Annotated in this window: 16 protein-coding genes; 4 read left to right on the top strand and 12 right to left on the bottom strand. The window is 73.5% G+C overall.

Annotated features, from left to right (window positions below; all coding sequences use genetic code 11):
• Positions 1–58: 58 nt before the first annotated feature.
• The 5 genes from IF43_RS0113935 to IF43_RS0113915 form a co-directional block, all read right to left on the bottom strand.
• A complete protein-coding gene (locus IF43_RS0113935; protein WP_030199333.1) occupies positions 59–838 on the bottom strand; it encodes an aldose epimerase in 780 nt (259 codons plus the stop codon).
• Positions 839–992: 154 nt separating this feature from the next.
• A complete protein-coding gene (locus IF43_RS0113930; RefSeq protein ID WP_030199331.1) occupies positions 993–1,814 on the bottom strand; it encodes a hypothetical protein in 822 nt (273 codons plus the stop codon).
• A 246-nt stretch (positions 1,815–2,060) separates the two neighbouring features.
• Complete coding sequence (locus IF43_RS0113925) at positions 2,061–3,734, bottom strand: polyamine aminopropyltransferase (RefSeq protein ID WP_078910140.1); 1,674 nt, start codon at positions 3,732–3,734, stop codon at positions 2,061–2,063.
• A 94-nt stretch (positions 3,735–3,828) separates the two neighbouring features.
• A complete protein-coding gene (locus tag IF43_RS0113920) occupies positions 3,829–4,356 on the bottom strand; it encodes a DUF2617 family protein (protein WP_030199329.1) in 528 nt (175 codons plus the stop codon).
• A gap of 478 nt (positions 4,357–4,834) precedes the next feature.
• Positions 4,835–5,080, bottom strand: coding sequence for a hypothetical protein (locus IF43_RS0113915; RefSeq protein WP_030199325.1), 246 nt, complete (start codon positions 5,078–5,080; stop codon positions 4,835–4,837).
• 122 nt (positions 5,081–5,202) lie between these two features.
• Between IF43_RS0113915 and IF43_RS0113910 the strand changes: the two genes are divergently transcribed.
• Together IF43_RS0113910 and IF43_RS0113905 are read left to right on the top strand one after the other, a co-directional pair.
• On the top strand, positions 5,203–6,417 hold the full coding sequence (locus tag IF43_RS0113910; protein WP_199922724.1) for a pyridoxal phosphate-dependent aminotransferase: 1,215 nt from the start codon (positions 5,203–5,205) through the stop codon (positions 6,415–6,417).
• Positions 6,418–6,603: 186 nt separating this feature from the next.
• Entirely contained in the window at positions 6,604–8,499 is a 1,896-nt protein-coding gene (locus IF43_RS0113905; RefSeq protein ID WP_051795298.1) for an NlpC/P60 family protein, read from the top strand.
• 223 nt (positions 8,500–8,722) lie between these two features.
• Here IF43_RS0113905 and IF43_RS0113900 read toward each other — a convergent pair whose 3' ends face one another.
• Both IF43_RS0113900 and clpB read right to left on the bottom strand, forming a co-directional pair.
• Entirely contained in the window at positions 8,723–9,256 is a 534-nt protein-coding gene (locus IF43_RS0113900) for a YbjN domain-containing protein (RefSeq protein WP_030199320.1), read from the bottom strand.
• 188 nt (positions 9,257–9,444) lie between these two features.
• Positions 9,445–12,030 carry an ATP-dependent chaperone ClpB gene (clpB, locus tag IF43_RS0113895; protein ID WP_030199315.1) on the bottom strand — a complete coding sequence of 862 codons (2,586 nt, stop codon included), beginning with the start codon at positions 12,028–12,030 and terminating at the stop codon, positions 9,445–9,447.
• Positions 12,031–12,247: 217 nt separating this feature from the next.
• Between clpB and IF43_RS0113890 the strand changes: the two genes are divergently transcribed.
• Positions 12,248–12,652 (top strand): pyridoxamine 5'-phosphate oxidase family protein, encoded by a 405-nt coding sequence (locus tag IF43_RS0113890; RefSeq protein WP_030199312.1) that lies wholly within the window; start codon positions 12,248–12,250, stop codon positions 12,650–12,652.
• 152 nt (positions 12,653–12,804) lie between these two features.
• Here IF43_RS0113890 and IF43_RS0113885 read toward each other — a convergent pair whose 3' ends face one another.
• On the bottom strand, positions 12,805–13,086 hold the full coding sequence (locus IF43_RS0113885; protein ID WP_051795322.1) for a (2Fe-2S)-binding protein: 282 nt from the start codon (positions 13,084–13,086) through the stop codon (positions 12,805–12,807).
• A 416-nt stretch (positions 13,087–13,502) separates the two neighbouring features.
• On the opposite strand from IF43_RS0113885, the gene IF43_RS0113875 reads away from it, so the two are divergent.
• Positions 13,503–14,480, top strand: coding sequence for a hypothetical protein (locus IF43_RS0113875; protein ID WP_030199304.1), 978 nt, complete (start codon positions 13,503–13,505; stop codon positions 14,478–14,480).
• A 69-nt stretch (positions 14,481–14,549) separates the two neighbouring features.
• Here the strand turns inward: IF43_RS0113875 and IF43_RS0113870 are convergent, their stop codons facing one another.
• The 4 genes from IF43_RS0113870 to IF43_RS0113855 form a co-directional block, all read right to left on the bottom strand.
• The gene (locus IF43_RS0113870) at positions 14,550–15,020 is read right to left on the bottom strand and encodes a heat shock protein transcriptional repressor HspR (protein WP_051795296.1); all 471 of its coding nucleotides are present in this window, start codon (positions 15,018–15,020) and stop codon (positions 14,550–14,552) included.
• 3 nt (positions 15,021–15,023) lie between these two features.
• Positions 15,024–16,208: a molecular chaperone DnaJ gene (gene dnaJ, locus IF43_RS0113865; RefSeq protein ID WP_030199292.1), complete on the bottom strand. Its 1,185-nt coding sequence runs from the start codon at positions 16,206–16,208 to the stop codon at positions 15,024–15,026.
• Between the two features lie 34 nt (positions 16,209–16,242).
• The gene (gene grpE, locus IF43_RS0113860) at positions 16,243–16,863 is read right to left on the bottom strand and encodes a nucleotide exchange factor GrpE (protein WP_030199288.1); all 621 of its coding nucleotides are present in this window, start codon (positions 16,861–16,863) and stop codon (positions 16,243–16,245) included.
• Positions 16,863–17,370 (bottom strand): Hsp70 family protein (locus tag IF43_RS0113855; RefSeq protein ID WP_030199285.1); only part of this gene is annotated, 508 nt, incomplete at its 5' end. The genes IF43_RS0113855 and grpE, both read right to left, overlap by 1 nt.

Genomic DNA, 17,370 nt, shown 5'->3' with positions numbered 1-17,370 from the left:
CCCAGCTTAGAGGCGCCGCCGGGACCGGGTGCCCGGCGGCGGCGCCGTACGGCACGGGTCAGAGCCGTCGCCAGCTCCACACCGTCGTGATCTCCAGCGGATCGACGGGCGTGACGAGCCGCGGCAGGGTGTTGAGGCCGTTGGGCGGGCCCGACTGGGGCTCGACGCACACGGCCTCGGGCTGCTCGTCGTAGACGACCACCCACTCGGCGGGGCTGGTGACCCTGAGCTCCAGCCGGCCCGGCCAGGTCAGGGTCACGTCCACGCCGTCGGGCATGCCGAAGCAGTCGTCCCAGGGTCCGGGCAGCGGGTCGATGCGGCGGCCGGTGGGCAGGTGGTCGGAGCCCCGCTCCTCCTGCCAGGCGGGCGCGAAGCCGAGCTCCGCGTCGGCGCCGCCGAGGTTGCGCCGGAACCAGGGGTGCCAGCCGGCCTGCGCCGGGAAGGAGTCCTCGTACGTCTCCACGCCCATGGTCAGCGTCAGCGCGTCCTCGGTGAGCTCCACCACCTGGGTCACCCGGCCGGAGTACGGCCAGGGGTCGCGCAGGTCGTAGACGAACGCGGCCTCGCGCCCGGTGTGCCGCACCGGCTTCCAGGCGGCCTCCCGGCCGTAGCCGTGGATCGCGTGCGGGGGCGCGTTGAGCGGCAGCTGGTGCTCGACGGCGCCGTTGCGGAAGCGGCCGCCCCCGGTACGCCCGCAGAAGGGGACCATCGGGAAGGCGCCGTACCGCTCGCCCTGGCGCAGCAGCTCGGTGCCGTCCACCCGCAGGCTGCTGATGCGGCAGCCGTTCTCCTGATCGACGGCCACATCCACGCCGCCCGCGCTCAGTTGCGTAGTCATGGGACCGACCCTACGGCGCGCGCGGGCCGGTCGGCCGTACGTGCGTCGCACCGAACGGGCTGCGCCCGCGGATACCCTGGCGGTCCGTCAGCCCCGTGCCCCGTACGCGCCTCACCCGTACGTCCGCTTCCGTACGTCCGCCGCGCGGCCGGTGTCAGCGGCGCCGGCGCAGTGCGCGGGCCACCACGACCGCCGAGGCCACCGCGAGGGCGGCGGCGGGCGCCATCCAGCGCAGGGTGGCGGCCGGGGTGACGGTGGCGGGCGCCGGCACGGGCGCGTAGCGGCCGCGCGGCGGAGCGTGGTCCACCTCCTCGGCGCTGCGGCCGATCATGGTGCGCCGGGCGTGCGCGGCCTCGGCGGGGACCCGGGGCGGGAGCCCTTCGTCCAGGAAGGGGTCGAGCGCCGGGTCGAGCGAGGACGGCGGCACGTCGACGTCGAAGAGCGGGGTGTGCACGGCAGCGGTCCCCTCGTCCTCCGCCCCGTCCGCGTCCACCACGTCGTCCGGGCCGGGGTCCTGGTCGGCGAGCGCCGCGCCCACCCGGTCCAGCAGCCGGCGCGCCGCGGCCCGGGCCGCGTCCGCCGGGAACTCGGCGGCGCGCCCGGCCGCCTCGGTCTCGCCCGAGAAGTCGAGCCAGGTGCCGTCCTCGGCGCCGCGCACCCCGACCCGCAGGGTGAGCGTCACGGTGCCGGAGCCCCGCACCTCGGTGCCCTCCCCCGAGACGAGGAAGCCGGCGGGGCCGGCCTCCGTCACGGCGAGCGTCCCGCGGTAGGTGACGGTGCTGCCGGCGACCCGCACCCTGAGCCGGCCGGCCACCGCCCCGGAGCCGCCGCCCGCGCCGTCCGGGCCGTCGCCCTCGCCCGTCTCCAGGACGGCCTCCGGCTGGAGTCCCGGCACGCAGCGCGCCAGCCGCGCGGGGTCCCGCAGCAGCGCCCGGAGACTGTCCTCGTCCATCGGTACGAACACCTGGTGCTCCATGACAGCCGAGCCTACCCACGCGGCCCCCCGGTCACGAGTACCGCGCGGGCGGCGCGGGCCGGCGGACGCCGCGGGCCACGCAGTACGCGGGCCGGCGGACGCCGCGGGCCGCGCGGTACGCAGGCCGGCGGATCCCCGGGGCCACGCGGTACGCAGGCCGGCGGATCCCGGGGGCCACGCGGTACGCAGGCCGGCGGATCCCGGGGGCCACACGGTACGCGGGCCGTCGGGACCGGCGGGCACCCCCTAGGAGTACCGCGGGTGCGGCAGTGTCGAGGGCGGCAGCCCGCGGATCCGCACCCGCTCCGCGTCGCGCGAGGCCGCGTACAGCGCCGCCGTCGACAGCGAGCGCAGCCAGGTGGTGGTGCCGGCCTGCACCCCGAGGGCCGGCGGCCGCCCGCGGGCGGCGAGGACGAAGCCCCAGTCCCACGGCGGGCCGCCGCGCGCGGTGGAGCGGTCCGGCCCTGCCGGGAAGCCGGACAGCCGGCCGCCCGCGGTGTACGGACGGGTGGCCAGCCCGGCCGCCCGCAGGGTGGCTTCCACGGTCCAGAAGGTCCGCGGCCGGGCCGACAGCGGCCCGGCGTGCACCCCGATCCGGCCGCCCGGCCGCAGCCTGCGCGCGACCAGCCCGTAGAACTCCTCCGAGTACAGCTTCGTGCTGGGCGTGATGCCCGGGTCCGGGAGGTCCGAGACGACCACGTCGTACCCGAAGCCCACCGCGCCCGAGCGCAGCCAGCCGAAGGCGTCCGCGGTGACGACCCGCATCCGCGGGTCGTCGAAGGCGTGGTCGTTGAGCCGCGACAGCATCGGGTCGGTACGGGCCAGCCGCACCACCCCTTCGTCCAGCTCCACCACGGTCACCGAGCGCACGTCGGGGTAGCGCAGCACCTCGCGGGCGGCCAGGCCGTCGCCCCCGCCGAGCACCAGCACGCGGGTGTGCGGGCCGTTCATCGCGGGGTGGACGAGGGCCTCGTGGTAGCGGTGCTCGTCGTAGCCGCTGACCCGCAGCCGACCGTCGAGGTACAGGTCGAGGGTGCGCGGGGACCCCTTCGACGGCCCGGTGACGACGAGCTCCTGCACACCGGTCTGCACGGCGACCCGCACCTCGCTGCCGTACACCGCCCGCCGCGCCACCCGTTCGAAGTCGTCGGCCAGGGCGGTGGCCCCGGCCAGGACCGCCAGCACGCCCAGGTTCGCGGCCAGCAGCAGCCAGCGGGCCCGGCGGCTGAGGTCCCCCCGGAACAGCCAGAGCACCAGCGCGCCGCCGGCCGCCGCGTTGACCGCGCCGGTCAGCATCGCCCCGGTGAGCTGTCCGAGCACGGGCAGCAGGAGGAACGGGAAGGCGAGCCCGCCGACCAGCGCCCCCACGTAGTCGGCGGCGAACAGGTCGGCCACCGCCCCGCCCGCGTCCTGCCGCCGGACCCGCTGGATCAGGGTCATGAGCAGCGGGATCTCGGCGCCGATGAGGATGCCGATGGCGAGCGAGAAGGCCACCAGGGCCGGTCTGGACTCGCCGAGCCAGGCGAAGCAGGCGTACAGCGCTATCGCGGAGAGGCCGCCGACGAGGGCCAGGACGGCCTCGACGGCGCCGAACCCGGCGGCGGGGCGGCCGCGCAGTTGTTTCGCGAGCAGCGAGCCGACCCCCATCGCGAAGACCATCACGGACAGCACGACGGAGGCCTGGGTGACGGAGTCGCCGATCAGGTAGGAGGCCAGCGCGAGGAGTTCGAGCTCGTAGACGAGTCCGCAGGCCGCGCAGACGAACACGGTGGCGAGGACCAGCATGCGGCCGGTCCGGGGCCGTACGGGAAGGGCCACCGGTGGGGAGGCGGCTTCCCGCGGCTCCGGCGCCGGGGGCCCGCCGGGGGCGGCGAGTGCGCTCGGTGCCTCCCCACCGCAGGGAGGGGAACGGTCGATCATGGACGGAACCGTACGTCACTCCCTGCCCGCACCCGGTCACCCACATGGGTGCAACTGGCGCACTCCGTAAGCCACTTGGCGGATCGCCGCGCGCTCAGCCCGGCACGGCGGCCGCCGGCATGCGCACCCCGACACGGGTCCGGGTGGCCACCAGCTGCCCCTCCTGCGGATAGGCGTGCCAGGTGCGCCAGCGCACCTGGCCCTCGTACCGCTGCGCGAGCAGCGCGGTGAAGGCGTGCGGGCTGCCGGGAAAGGTGCCGGCGAGCCCGTTCGGGTGATCCGCGACCAGCGCGAGCAGCTCCTGCGCGCGCCCCGCGAACGAGCCCTCCGACAGCGTCTCGACCCGGGCGGCGAACTCGTACTCCCAGTCGCCCACCCGCTTGGCCACGCCCAGCGGCAGCGGCGTGCTGCTGCCGGGCATGCAGGCCACGGTCTCCGAGCAGGCGACGTCACCCTCCTCGAGCAGCACCTGATGGGAGGCGCCGAGCAGGCGCAACTCCACTTTGGCGCCCGCGAGTTCCAGATTCAGTACGGCGAGGGCGGGCAGCGGGGCGCGGCCCAGGGCCCAGGCGAGGTCGGCGGCACGCGTGTCGGTGTACGTGGTCTTGAGGGTCGTGAGCATGAGTCGGCTCCGCAAACGCGCGAGGGAGGTCGGCCGGCTGCGGCACCCAGCGGGCCACGGCTGGAAATCAGCGGTCGTGGGGTGTTGCCGGCTCGGGGCCACAGGAAGTCCCAGGAGGCCCGGGGACTGGTCTACTCAACCGAGGGAATCATGAAAGGCCCGGCGTACACAGCGTTTTTACCCAACTTGACGTGGTTTACATCCCCGCGGGGGCTATCCAGTTCACGTGTTCAACACGAGCGCGCTCGGCGGCAGTTGCCCCGGCCGCGCGCGGCCGGAAGCCGACGCTCCGTCGCGCGCGGGCCGGGCGCCGCCGGGCGCCGCCCGGACGGCGTACGCGGCGATGGACGGCGTACGCGGTACGGGCGGCGGAGTCGGGGCGGGCGACGCACGCCATGCGGGCGCGTGCGCGGTACGGGCGACGCACTCCGGGCGGGCCGCGTACGCGGTGCGGGCGGCGTACGCGGCGCCGCGCCGGTCAGCTGGAGCCGCCGCAGCCACCGCCCCCGCCACCGCACGAAGAGCCGCCGCCGCACGACGAGCTGGAGCAGGACGAGCTGGAGCAGGACGAGCCGCTCCCGCACGAGCCGCCCGAGTCGCCCCACCAGCCGCCGGAGGACCGGCGGCGCCCCTTGTGCTGGTACTGGCCCTTGGCGGCCATCTTGACGAACACCACGAGCACCAGCACGCCGACGACGAACAGGACCACGAACACAGCCCCCACCGCCTCTTCTTCTCCTACTCGGTCCCCCGAGAGCGGGGACGACGCGTCCCGCGTGCACGGGGGATGCCCCCGCTCCGCACGGCCCAAAGCACACTTGAGCAAGTCCAGAGGTTGCCCGCAGGATGGCGCTCATGACCGCATCCCACGACAGCTCCGGCGCCGCTCCCGGCCCCCGCCCCTTCCTGAACCGCGGCCTGGCCGGCTTCGGTACGACGATCTTCGCGGAGATGTCCGCGCTGGCCGCCCGGACCGGTTCCATCAACCTCGGCCAGGGCTTCCCCGACACCGACGGACCCGCCGAGGTCGCCGAGGCTGCGGTCCGTGCCATCCGCGACGGCCGGGGCAACCAGTACCCGCCCGGCCCCGGCGTCCCCGAGCTGCGCACCGCGATCGCCGCCCACCAGCAGCGCTTCTACGGGCTCACGTACGACCCGGACACCGAGGTGCTGGTCACCGCGGGGGCCACCGAGGCCATCGCCGCCTCGCTGCTGGCGCTGCTCGAACCCGGCGACGAGGTCATCGCGCTCGAGCCGTACTACGACTCGTACGCCGCCTGCATCGCGATGGCCGGCGCCACCCGGGTCCCGGTCACCCTGCGCCCCCGCGAGGGCGCCTTCCACCTGGACCTGGACGAGCTGCGCGCCGCCGTCACCCCGCGCACCCGCCTGCTCCTCCTCAACACCCCGCACAACCCGACCGGCACCGTGCTGACCCCCGCCGAGCTGACCGCGATCGCGGAACTCGCCGTCGAGCGGGACCTGCTGGTGATCACCGACGAGGTCTACGAGCACCTGGTCTTCGAGGGCGCCCACACCCCGCTCGCCGGCCTGCCGGGCATGCGCGAGCGGACCGTCACCATCTCCTCGTCCGGCAAGACCTTCTCCTTCACCGGCTGGAAGGTCGGGTGGATCACCGCCCCGCCGTCCCTGGTCACCGCCGTGCGCACCGCGAAGCAGTTCCTGACCTACGTCTCCTCCGGCCCGTTCCAGTACGCGATCGCCGAGGCCCTCGCGCTCCCGGACGCGTACTACACGGGGTTCCGCGAGGAGCTGCGGGCCAAGCGGGACATCCTGTCCGACGGGCTGCGCGCGGCCGGCTTCGAGGTGTTCCGCCCGCGGGGCACGTACTTCATCACCACCGACATCACCCCGCTCGGCGAGAAGGACGGCGTCGACTTCTGCCGCTCCCTGCCGGAGCGCTGCGGCGTGGTCGCCATCCCGAACGCGGTCTTCTACGACGACCGCGCCGCCGGCCGCTCCCTGGTCCGCTTCGCCTTCTGCAAGCAGACGGCGGTACTGGAGGAGGCCGCGGACCGCCTGGGCCGGCTGGCTCGCTGAGAGCGGCCACGTCGCTCCGCGGGATGGGGCCCGGCCCGAAGGCCGGGCCCTGGGCCCGTGCGTCCACCTCGGGAGCCCGTGCGTCGCGGAGGCCGCCGGGCGGCTGGCGGGGGCGGCCGGGGGGCGACGTGGGGGCGCGGATAGAGTCCCCGGAAATTGACGATCATGATCCGGGGGGCTCCTGCCGTGCCATCGCGTTCTTCCGACTCCGCGTCCGTCTCCTCGTCCGCCGCCGGCGGCGCCGCGGACGCGGGCGCCTCGACCACCACCGTCCCGGGCTCGGCCTTCAGCCGCCGGTCGGCCCTGGCGGCGCTGGTCGGGGCGGCGGCCGCCGGCCCGCTGGTGGCCGCCCGGCCGGCGGCGGCCGCCCCGGCCGTGGCCGCGACCTCCCCGGTCGGCGCCCCCGTCGGCGGCGACGCGGCGGTGCCCCCGGCGCTCCGGCGCGCTCCCCTGACCGTCGACGCGGGCGGAACCTGGCCCTTCGCCCCGCACCCGGCCGGCACGCTGACCACCCGCACCGTGCCCGGCCCGCCGGAGCTGACGGAGGTCCTGGACGACGCGGGGGTGCTCGCCACGCTCACCAAGGGCGCGAAGACCGTGACCGTACGCGGCCCCCGCCGCTGGTTCACCGAGCAGAAGAAGCCCTTCACCGACGCCTTCCACCGCACCCTCGCGGCCGAGGCGGGCTGGGGCTCCTCCCCCGGCGGCGGCAGGTGGGACCTGGTGAACGGCCCGGCCGCCGACTACTTCGTGGACAACGAGCGCGGCGTCTTCCGGCTCTCCGCCGACAACTCCTCCCGCTACGCCCTGCTCCTCGACGACGGCATCGGCGACCTCGACGCCACCGCCCGGTTCTCCTTCGAACGGGTGCCCACCGGCGCGCCCTGCTCGCTCGCGCTGGTCTTCGCCGCCCGCGGCGTGAACGACCACTACCGGGCCCGGCTGATCGTCACCACGGCCGGACAGGTGCAGTTCGTCCTGGAGAAGGAGATCGCCGACAAGACCTCCGTGCTGAGCCCCGCCGTCACGCTCGGCACCGGCTACAAGGCCTACGAGCACTGGTACGTCCGCGTCCAGAAGGCCGGCCCGGTGCTGCGCGCCCGCGCCTGGCGGAAGGACGCCGCCGAACCCGCCGGCTGGCACCACAGCCTGCGCGACCCCGAGACCGACCCGGGCCGGGTCTTCGACGCGGGCATGATCGGCGTCCGGGCGCTCGCCTCCGACGGCAGCACCGGCCTGCCCCTGAAGGCCTACGTGTACGACGTGGCCGTGCCCGAGGCGTACTGGGCCGACCCGCCGGTCGTCGCCCACGACACCTGGGTCCGGCTGCTCCCCGCGCCCTTCGACGGCCGCTGGACCCCCGAACTGGAGCAGTGCGTCCGCGCCTGGGCCGGCGACACCTCCCCGGACGCCCTCGCGTACGCCTCGGCCCTGCGCCCCTTCGGCACGCCCGTGCACGACCCGGCCCTGGGCGGTGCCCAGGTGCTGGGCGAGTCCGGCTACAGCCCGCAGTTCGCCGACGGGACGCGTGAGGTCGGCGCCGACTTCCACGACTACATGGGGCTGAGCTGGGACTTCCCGGCCAGCGGCGAGCACGCCGACCCCGACCCCGCGCCTCCCGGCGCCCCCGCCGGGACGGACTGGCGGGGCAACCTCGACTGCTCGGGGTACGTCCGGATGGTCTACGGCCACCACATGGGCGTCCCGATGGTCCTGTACCGGAACTACCGGGACGGCAACCTGCCCCGCACCTCCAAGGCCCAGAGCGCCAGCGGCCCCGGGGTGGTGGTGGCCCAGGGCACGACCGCCCCGCCCGCCCTGACCGCGCTGCGGATCGGCGACGTGGTGTTCTTCGACGCGGTGGGCCCCGACCCGAAGAACCCCGAGACCAAGGACGGCACGGTCGACCACACGGGGATCTACCTGGGCCGCGACCAGCACGGCGACCTGCGGTTCGCCTCCAGCCGGCGCACCCCGAACGGCCCGACCATGGCGGACCTGGGCGCGCGCTCGGTGCTCAACGGCACGTCCGGCGCGTACGAGCTGTACCCGGACTCGCTCCGGACGGTCCGCCGCTTCTGAGCCCGCCCGGACGCGGGACGCGCTGAGCCGCCGGCGCCGGCTGCCACCGGCGGCGGGCACCGGCGGCCGGCACCGCTGGCTGCTGCCGACCGCCACGACGGCGACAGCCCGGCCGAGGGCCGCGGTCGCGGTGACCGCCGCCCTCGCCGGGCTGTCGTGCGCCTACGGGACGTACCTCGCGCTCATCGCGCCGGTCCCGCTGCGGCAGAGGGGGGTGCGGGCCTCAGGCCTCGTCGCCCTCGCCCTCGGTGTCGTCCGAGTCGAGCTCCTGCTCCAGGCCGAGCTGCTCCGCGAGCCACTTGTCGAACTCGATCGAAGCGCGGACCCAGCTGACGGTGGAGGAGACGAAGTGCTCCAGGCTGACGCCGGTGCCGATCAGCATCTGCGCTTCGCCGATCAGGCGGACGGAGCCGTCGTCGTGGGTGTGGGTGTAGACCTTGGGCCACAGCGTGCGGCGGTTCCAGTCGTCGATGGACTCGAGCAGCTGGGGCTTGTCCTCGATGGCGTGCGGACGGTCGTAGAACGTCCGCACCGAGAAGACCTGCTGCTCGTCCTCGCCGCGGAACATGAAGTAGGTGCGGAACTCCTCCCACGGCGCCGCGAGGTCACCCTCGTCGTCGACGACGTACTTGAGCTCCATCTGCTCCAGCAGCTGCTTGACCAGGTCCTGGTCGGGCACGACGGGACCCGCCGGTCCAGTGGCCTGCGGGTCGGGCTGGCCCCCGAAATTAGGAATCGAGGCCGGATCGATGCTCACCGTGTTTTCCCTTCGTGCGGATAACGCCATCCTCCCCCATCACGGGAGGGGCATGGCAACCCCCGCCACGGTCGATCCGCTCCCAGCGGACACGGCGCGGCGGGCGGGCGCGGACGCGACCCGCTCCTGCCCCCGTCGGGGCCGGTGACACGGGGCCGGCGGCCGGGTCCGGCCGGCCCCGTGGCAGCTCACAGGGCCGGGCCGACCAGGATGTCGTCGCCGACCAGGGAGACCCGGACGGTGTCGCCGTCCTTGACCTCGCCCGCGATGATCTCCTTGGCCAGGCGGTCGCCGATGGCCGTCTGGATCAGGCGGCGCAGCGGGCGGGCGCCGTAGACCGGGTCGTTGCCCTTGTCCGCCAGCCAGGCCAGGGCCTCGGGCGTGACGTCCAGGGTGAGCCGGCGTTCGGCCAGCCGCCTGGCCAGGCGGCCGATCTGGAGCTCCGCGATGTGCGCCAGCTCGTCCCTCGAGAGGGCCGTGAAGACGACGATGTCGTCGAGGCGGTTGAGGAACTCCGGCTTGAACGACGCGCGGACGACCTCCAGGACCTGCTCGCGCTTCTCCGCGTCGCTCGTCGTGGGCTCGACCAGGTACTGGCTGCCCAGGTTCGAGGTCAGGATCAGGATGGCGTTGCGGAAGTCCACCGTGCGGCCCTGGCCGTCGGTGAGCCGGCCGTCGTCGAGGACCTGCAGGAGGACGTCGAAGACCTCCGGATGGGCCTTCTCGACCTCGTCGAGCAGGACGACGCTGTACGGGCGGCGACGGACCGCCTCGGTGAGCTGGCCGCCCTCCTCGTAGCCCACGTAGCCGGGCGGGGCGCCGACCAGCCGCGCCACGCTGTGCTTCTCGCCGTACTCCGACATGTCGATGCGGACCATGGCCCGCTCGTCGTCGAAGAGGAAGTCGGCGAGGGCCTTGGCCAGCTCGGTCTTGCCGACGCCGGTCGGGCCGAGGAAGAGGAACGAGCCGGTGGGCCGGTCGGGGTCGGCGATGCCGGCCCGGGTGCGCCGCACGGCGTCGGAGACCGCGCCGACCGCCTCGGTCTGGCCGATCAGGCGGCGGCCCAGCTCGGCCTCCATGCGCAGGAGCTTCTGGGTCTCGCCCTCCAGCAGGCGGCCGGCCGGGATGCCGGTCCAGGAGCCCACGACCTCGGCGATGTCGTCCGGGCCGACCTCCTCCTTGACCATGGTCTCCTTGGCGGCCTCCGCCTCCGCCTCGGTGGCCTCCGCCAGCTCGCGCTCCAGGGCCGGGATCTCCCCGTAGAGCAGCTTGGAGGCGCTGTCGAAGTCGCCCTCGCGCTGGGCCCGCTCGGCCTGGCCGCGCAGGCTGTCCAGGCGCTCCTTGAGCTCGCCGACGCGGTTGAGGGACTGCTTCTCCTTCTCCCAGCGCGCGGTCAGGCCGCGCAGCTCCTCCTCCTTGTCGGCGAGGTCCTTGCGCAGCCGCTCCAGGCGCTCGCGGGAGGCCGGGTCGGACTCGTTCTTCAGGGCCAGCTCCTCCATGCGGAGGCGGTCCACGGAGCGCTGCAGCTCGTCGATCTCCAGCGGCGAGGAGTCGATCTCCATGCGCAGCCGGGAGGCGGCCTCGTCGACGAGGTCGATGGCCTTGTCGGGCAGGAAGCGGGAGGTGATGTAGCGGTCGGACAGGGTGGCGGCGGCGACCAGCGCGCTGTCGTTGATCTGCACCTTGTGGTGGGCCTCGTAGCGGCCCTTGAGGCCGCGCAGGATCGCGATGGTGTCCTCGACGCTCGGCTCGGCCACCAGCACCTGCTGGAAGCGCCGCTCCAGCGCCGGGTCCTTCTCGATGCGCTCGCGGTACTCGTCGAGGGTCGTGGCGCCGACCATGCGCAGCTCGCCGCGGGCCAGCATGGGCTTGAGCATGTTGCCGGCGTCCATGGCGGAGTCGCCGCCGGCGCCCGCGCCGACGACCGTGTGCAGCTCGTCGATGAAGGTGATGATCTGGCCGTCGCTGTTCTTGATCTCGGCCAGGACGGTCTTCAGCCGCTCCTCGAACTCGCCGCGGTACTTGGCGCCCGCGACCATGGCGCCGAGGTCGAGGGAGACCAGGCGCTTGTTCTTGAGGGACTCGGGGACGTCGCCCTTCACGATGCGCTGGGCCAGGCCCTCCACGACGGCGGTCTTGCCGACGCCGGGTTCGCCGATGAGCACCGGGTTGTTCTTGGTGCGCCGGGACAGCACCTGGACCACGCGGCGGATCTCGTGGTCGCGGCCGATGACCGGGTCGAGCTTGCCCTCGCGGGCGGCGGCGGTGAAGTCCGTGCCGAACTTCTCCAGGGCCTTGTACTGGCCCTCGGGGTCGGGCGTGGTCACCCGGCGTCCTCCTCGTACGGACTGGAAGGCGGCCAGCAGCTTGTCGGCGGTGGCGCCCTGCGTGACGAGCACGCCGCCGGCCGCCCCGCCCTTGGCGGCGGTGGCGATCAGCAGGTGCTCGGTGGAGAGGTACTCGTCGCCCAGCTGCTTCGCCTGCTTGTCCGCCTCTGCGAGGACGGCGAGCAGGTCGCGGCTGGCCTGCGGGGGCGAGACGGTGGAGCCCGTGACGCTGGGGAGCCCGGCGAGCACGCGCTCGGTGCCGGAGCGGACCGCCGCCTGGTCGGCCTCGACGGCGGCGAGCAGGTCGGTGATGTTCTCGTTCTCGGAGCCCTCGAGGAGCGCCAGCAGCAGGTGCGCCGGGGTCAGGTCGGGGTGGCCGTCCTTGACGGCGCGGGTGGTGGCGGCGTTGAGGGCTTCCCGGCTCTTGTTGGTCAGCTCGGCGTCCACGTACGGCTTCTCCTCTCCAGGGCGGTGCTCGGCGGGCGGCTCGTCAGCCTGACTCAGTCAACGTGCACAAAGTTGAGTCTATTCCACTCAAGGCAGTCGCCTCAACGTCCTCGGCCGCGAACCGACCGCGGGAGGGCGTGCGTGCGCGGCGCGGCCGCCCCCGGGCGCCCCCCGTGCGCGGGACGCCCCGCCGCCGCGCCTGGCTAGGCTGCGGGGCATGTCCCTGGATCCACTGAACCCGACGCCCGAGTTCCTCGCCTTCTGGCAGGAGCGGCACCTGTGCACGCTGACGACGCAGCGTCCCGACGGGACGCCGCACGTGGTCCCGGTCGGCGTGACGTACGACCCCGAGGCCGGCCTGGCGCGGGTGATCACCAACAAGAACAGCCGGAAGGTCCGCAACATCCTGGCGGCGCAGCCGGGAACCGCCCGGGTGGCGGTGTGCCAGCTCGCCGGGAAGAACTGGGCGACGCTGGAGGGCAGCGCGGTGGTCCGTACGGACGACGCGGCCGTCGCGGACGCGGTCGCGCGCTACGCGGTGCGGTACGGGCGCACGCCGTCGCCGAACCCGGACCGGGTGCTCATCGAGATCCGCCTCGACCGGGCCATGGGCCGGCCCTGAGGCAGCCGGAACCGGACCCGGATCCGGCCTGATTTTGGCTGATCCCCGCTATGGACGCGGGCAGCACAACGGCGCCATCGTGTTCAGGTCCACGATGGCGCCGTTGTGTGGGGGAAGCACCTGGGGCGATCTGCAACGACGGGGGAATCGCCTCAGGCACTGCGGGGGGTGGCGGTGGTGATGTCGGGCTCGAACAACTGGTGGTCACGGGCATCGAGGTTGACGAAGACCATTCCGTACCGGACTTCGCAGCGCACCGGCTGCGGCGCTCCCCGCGGCCGACGCAGGCAGCGGTACGCGCGGACGTCCTCGTCCTCCTCGCGCACGACGACGATGGGCTGGCCGAAAAGGGTGACCATCAACGAGTCACCGGGGTGCGGGATCGCCGTGACGAGGTCGATGAACTGCCATCCGGACCGGTAGGCGGAGGCCATCTCCCGGCGGAAGGAGCGGTCGTCGGGGGTCACGCGTCCACCACCCCCGCGGAAGTGCCCGTCGTCCTGCCGCCGTCACCCCAACCACTGTCATCCAGCGGTGCACTGCCCCAGCCACTGTCGGTGGGCGCACTGCCCCAGCCACTGTCAGGGATACCGGCGGTCCCCGCGAGGCCGCCCGCCACCCCGTACGCCACGACTGTGGAGAGAGCAACGGCAACCACCGAGCGAAGCAATCTCTTGTACATGGTCGACTTCGTCCTCACTGGATGGATTCCTCTCCCCCGCATGACAGACGATGACCGATCGAGCCATGTCGATGCCACTGTGGCGATGCATCATGTTCCTGAAGATGCATAACCCTGGGGGTGGGAGATTTGACAACAACCAGCGCAAAGCAGACACATCCCCACTCGGTGACGGATCTGTGCGCTCCGGGCGCGGAGCTCTACGCCACCGCGCTCAGCTCCGGTCGTATCGCCCGCGTAGAAGTTGAATCCGCACCCTGCCTGCTGGAATTCGCGCTGCTCCATCCCGATCCCGACGACGCCAACTGGCTCCGCCCCGTACCTCCGACGGTCGCGCTGACCCAAAGGTTGCAACCCATCGAGCGGGAGATCCTGCAACGACGCCGCGCAACCATTGAGCTCGCCGAAGCTTTCGAGCCATTCATGGCCATCAGCGCGCTCACTCCGGCGCCCACCCACGCGATCACCGTGCTGGAAGGATTCAACCGCATCAACGCGGCCCTCAACGTCGCCACCGCCGAGTGCCAGACCGAGATGCTGACCATCCAGCCCGGCGGCGGCCGCGCCGAGCACATCCTCAACCAGGCCATCGAGCGCGACCAGCCGCTCATCCGACGCGGCGTCAGCATGCGCACGCTCTACCAGCACACCGCCCGGCACAGCCCGGGCACGATGGCGTACGTCGAGCGGATGGCCTCCGGGAAGGTGCAGATCCGCACGCTGGAGGAGCTCGTGGAGCGCCTCATCATCTGCGACGAGACGGTCGCCTTCATCCCCGCGCGCGACGACCAGAAAGTGGCCCTGGAGCTGCGCCACCCGGCGCTCGTGCGCTACCTCGTCAAGGTCTTCGAGCAGTTGTGGCGGCGGGCCACCCCGCTGACCGAGCAGATCCCGTACGACCCCACGCCGTCCGGCATCTCGGGCGTCCAGCGGTCCATCGCCCAACTCCTCGTCGAGGGCCACGTGGACGAGGCGATCGCACGCCGGCTGGGCATGAACGTACGGACCTGCCGGGCCCACATCGCGAAGCTGGCCAGCCACCTCGGCAGCGGCAGCCGGGCCCAGCTCGGCTACCTCGTCGCCCGCTCGGGGATCCTGGACACCCCGCTCGACGCCTCCGACGCCCCGGAGGGCACGGAGGGCTGACGGGCACGCCGAAGGCCCCCACCCGGGAGGGCAGGGGCCTTGAAGGGGGCCTTGGAGGGGGCGCGGACCTCAGTCGGTCGGCCGCTTGGGCCGCCAGACCACCAGCGCGCTGGTCTGCTGCACGTCCTGGTACGGCACCAGGTCGCGCCGGTACGACGCGTGCACCTGCGCCTCGCGCTGCTGCATCGCCACCGCCGCGCCCTCCAGCGCCGCCGCCATCTCGGCGACCCGCTGCTGGAGCGCCGCGACCTGGTTCTCCAGCTCGATGATGCGCTTGATACCGGCCAGGTTGATGCCCTCGTCCTGCGACAACTGCTGCACGGTGCGCAGCAGCTCGATGTCGCGGGCCGAGTAGCGCCGGCCGCGCCCGGCCGTGCGGTCCGGGGAGACCAGGCCGAGGCGGTCGTACTGGCGCAGGGTCTGGGGATGCAGGCCGGAGAGCTGGGCGGCCACCGAAATGACGTAGACGGGGGTCTCGTCGGTCAGTTCGTACGCGCCCGCGCCGAAGCGGGACTGCCGTCGTCGGCCGTCGGCACTCATGGGTCACGCTCCCTTCGCTGCCTGGAACAGCTCTTCCCTGGGGTCCTCGTCCGCCGTGGCGTCCCGGAAGGCCACCAGGGCGTCCCGGGCGTCGTCCGTCAGGTGCTGCGGCACGGAGATCTCGACCGTCACCAGCAGGTCGCCCCGGGTGCCGTCCTTGCGGACCGCGCCCTTGCCGCGGGCGCGCATCGTACGCCCGTTGGGGGTGCCGGGCGGAAGCTTCAGCGTGACCGGCGGGCCGCCGAGGGTCGGCACCTTGACCTCGCCGCCCAGCACCGCCTCCGGGAGGGTGACGGGCACCGTGACGGTCAGGTTGTCGCCCTTGCGGCCGAACACCGGGTGACTGCCCACGTGGACCACGACGAACAGGTCGCCCGCCGGGCCGCCGCGCTCGCCCGGGCCGCCCTTGCCGCGCAGCCGGATCCGCTGCCCGTCGGAGACGCCCGCCGGGATGCGGACCTGCATGGTGCGCGAGGAGCGGGCCCGGCCGCTGCCCTTGCAGACCTCGCAGGGGTTCTCCGCGATGAGACCGCGGCCCTTGCAGTCGGGGCAGGGGTCGGTCAGCGAGAAGCCCCCGCCCGAACCGCGGGCCACCTGGCCGGTGCCGACGCAGGTCGGGCACACGCGGGGCGTGCCGTTCTTGTCGCCGGTGCCGGAACAGGCCTTGCAGGGGGCCTGCGAGGTCATCCGCAGCGGGACGGTGGCGCCCTCCACCGCCTCGGCGAAGCTCAGCGTGACCTCGGACTCGACGTCCTGGCCGCGCCGGGGCTGCTGGCGTGCGCCCGCGGTCCCGCCCCGGCCGCCGAAGAGGCCGCCGAAGACGTCGCCGAGACCGCCCCCGAAGCCGCCGGCACCGGCGCCGCCGCCCCCGCCCTGGGCGCCCCCGAAGAGGTCGCCCAGGTCGAAGTTGAACGAGCCGCCGGCTCCGGGTCCGGGGCGGAAGCCGCCGTTGCCGAAGAGGGCGCGGGCGTCGTCGTACTCCTTGCGCTTCTTGGCGTCGGCGAGGACGTCGTTGGCCTCGGAGATCTCCTTGAAGCGCTCCTCGGCCTCCGCGTTGCCCTTGTTGGCGTCCGGGTGGAACTCGCGGGCGAGCTTCCGGTACGCCTTCTTGATCTCGGCCTCGGTGGCGTCCTTGGGGACGCCGAGAACCTTGTAGTAGTCCTTCTCCACGAAGTCCTTCGTGCTCATCGACGTCCCTCCTCCCGCGTACGGGTCCTACTGGTTACTTGGTGTCCTTCTCGGAGTCGTCCGACTCCTCGGCCTTCGCCGGGGCCCCGGGCTGGGGCTCGGCGACCGCGACGCGCGCGGGCCGGACGGTGCGCTCGCCGATCCGGTAGCCGGGCTGCAGGATCGCCACGCAGGTCGTCTCGGTGACGTCCGGCGCGTACGAGTGCATCAGGGCCTCGTGGATCGTCGGGTCGAAGGGCTCGCCCTCCTTGCCGAACTGCTGCAGGCCCATCTTGGCGACGACGGTCTCCAGCGCCTCGGCGACGGACTTGAAGCCGCCGACGAGCTCGCCGTGCTCCCGCGCCCGACCGATGTCGTCGAGCGTCGGCAGCAGCTCGGTCAGGAGGTTCGCCACGGCGATCTCCTTGACCGTGACCCGGTCGCGCTCCACGCGGCGGCGGTAGTTCTGGTACTCCGCCTGGAGCCGCTGGAGGTCCGCGGTGCGCTCGCCGAGCGCGGTCCGGACCTGGTCCAGCTGCGCCGTGAGCGCCACGTCCGTTGCGTCCCCGGCCGGGGCCGCCGCCTCCTTGGAGTCGGCGGCCGTCGGCTCGTCGGGCGTCGTGCCGTCGGTGGGGACGTCGGGCTTCTCGTCGAAGCCCGGGGTCTCCTCCGACATCAGACCTGGCCGCCCTTCGGCTTGTCCTCGTCGATGATCTCGGCGTCGACGACGTCGTCGTCGGCGGCCTGGGCACCGGGGGCGTCACCGGCGGCGGCGCCCTGCGCGCCCTGCGCGTCGGCGTACATGGCCTGGCCGAGCTTCTGGCTGACCGCGGCGACCTTCTCGGTCGCGGTGCGGATCTCGGCCGCGTCCTCGCCCTTGAGCTTCTCCTTCAGCTCGGCGACGGCGGCCTCGACCTCGGTCTTGACCTCGCCCGGGACCTTGTCCTCGTTGTCCTTGAGGAACTTCTCCGTCTGGTAGACGAGCTGCTCGCCCTGGTTGCGGGTCTCGGCGGCCTCGCGGCGGCGGGTGTCCTCCTCCGCGTACTGCTCGGCCTCCTGGCGCATGCGGTCGACCTCGTCCTTCGGCAGCGAGGAGCCGCCGGTGACGGTCATCTTCTGCTCCTTGCCCGTGCCCAGGTCCTTCGCGGTCACGTGCATGATGCCGTTGGCGTCGATGTCGAAG

It is taken from the genome of Streptomyces sp. NRRL S-87 (assembly GCF_000719335.1).
In the GTDB taxonomy this organism is placed as follows: Bacteria; Actinomycetota; Actinomycetes; order Streptomycetales; family Streptomycetaceae; genus Streptomyces.
This window is presented reverse-complemented; position numbering and strand designations above follow the sequence as displayed.

Excerpts from the sequence above, each read along its gene's own strand:
- IF43_RS0113920 (WP_030199329.1), bottom strand. The coding sequence starts at position 4,356 with ATGCTCACGACCCTCAAGACCACGTACACCGACACGCGTGCCGCCGAC.
- IF43_RS0113870 (WP_051795296.1), bottom strand. The coding sequence starts at position 15,020 with ATGAGTGCCGACGGCCGACGACGGCAGTCCCGCTTCGGCGCGGGCGCG.
- grpE (WP_030199288.1), bottom strand. The coding sequence starts at position 16,863 with ATGTCGGAGGAGACCCCGGGCTTCGACGAGAAGCCCGACGTCCCCACC.
- IF43_RS0113925 (WP_078910140.1), bottom strand. The coding sequence starts at position 3,734 with ATGATCGACCGTTCCCCTCCCTGCGGTGGGGAGGCACCGAGCGCACTC.
- IF43_RS0113935 (WP_030199333.1), bottom strand. The coding sequence starts at position 838 with ATGACTACGCAACTGAGCGCGGGCGGCGTGGATGTGGCCGTCGATCAG.
- IF43_RS0113885 (WP_051795322.1), bottom strand. The coding sequence starts at position 13,086 with ATGGCCTCCGCCTACCGGTCCGGATGGCAGTTCATCGACCTCGTCACG.
- IF43_RS0113890 (WP_030199312.1), top strand. The coding sequence starts at position 12,248 with ATGTCCCTGGATCCACTGAACCCGACGCCCGAGTTCCTCGCCTTCTGG.
- IF43_RS0113930 (WP_030199331.1), bottom strand. The coding sequence starts at position 1,814 with ATGGAGCACCAGGTGTTCGTACCGATGGACGAGGACAGTCTCCGGGCG.
- IF43_RS0113910 (WP_199922724.1), top strand. The coding sequence starts at position 5,203 with ATGGCGCTCATGACCGCATCCCACGACAGCTCCGGCGCCGCTCCCGGC.
- dnaJ (WP_030199292.1), bottom strand. The coding sequence starts at position 16,208 with ATGAGCACGAAGGACTTCGTGGAGAAGGACTACTACAAGGTTCTCGGC.